This is a genomic window from Stenotrophomonas sp. Ste96 (assembly GCF_024519495.1).
Taxonomy (GTDB): domain Bacteria; phylum Pseudomonadota; class Gammaproteobacteria; order Xanthomonadales; family Xanthomonadaceae; genus Stenotrophomonas; species Stenotrophomonas bentonitica_A.
This window is the reverse complement of record NZ_JALJRX010000040.1, coordinates 1-774: the sequence shown is the minus strand read 5'-3', so window position 1 is coordinate 774 and position 774 is coordinate 1. Positions and strand designations below refer to the sequence as shown.

Annotated in this window: 1 protein-coding gene and 1 pseudogene; both read left to right on the top strand. The window is 66.3% G+C overall.

Annotated elements, in window-relative coordinates; genetic code table 11:
* Positions 1 to 528 (top strand): HAD-IC family P-type ATPase (locus tag OC373_RS18730; RefSeq protein WP_261998279.1); only part of this gene is annotated, 528 nt, incomplete at its 5' end.
* 43 nt (positions 529 to 571) lie between these two features.
* Positions 572 to 774, top strand: a pseudogene (locus OC373_RS18725) (hypothetical protein); the annotation flags it as partial.

The following is a 774-nucleotide window of genomic DNA, read 5'->3' as shown; positions in this document are numbered from 1 at the left end:
CTCACCACCGCGCGGGCCGTGGCCACGGAGCTGGGTCTGGACGAAGTGCATGGCGAGGTCCGCCCAGAGGACAAGGCCGCACTGGTGCAGCGCCTCAAGCGCGAAGGCCGGCGGGTGGCGATGGCGGGCGACGGCATCAACGACGCGCCCGCGCTGGCCGCGTCCGATGTCGGCATCGCCATGGGTACGGGCACCGACGTCGCGATGTCGAGTGCCCAGATCACCCTGGTCAAGGGCGACCTGCGCGGCATCCTGCGCGCGCGGAAGATTTCCCAAGCCACCGTGGCCAACATGAAGCAGAACCTCACCTTCGCGTTCGTCTACAACGCGCTGGGGGTTCCCGTTGCGGCCGGGGTGCTCTACCCCGCGTTCGGGATCCTGCTGAGCCCGATGGTCGCGGCGCTTGCCATGAGCCTGAGCTCGGTGTCGGTGGTGGCCAATGCGCTTCGCCTGGCCAAGTCGGCAGCGGTTCCTGCGACACCGAACACGATCGCGCCGGACCATACACCCGGTCTGGCCAGGGATTGATCTGGATCAGTTGCGCAGACCGGAGAAGAGGTAAGCTCAAGTTATGGCCCGCCTTCGCCATCGGAAATGGTTCCAGCGCACCATCCTCTTGGCGATGGCGGCGCTGCTCTGGTCGCAATTAGCGCTGGCGGGCCACGGCGGTTGCCTGGATCTTGCAGGTACATCGATGGCTGCCGTCGCGGACACCCGTCACGGCCACGATTGCGAATCGAAAGTTCCGTCGGCGGACAAGGCTCTCTGTGACAT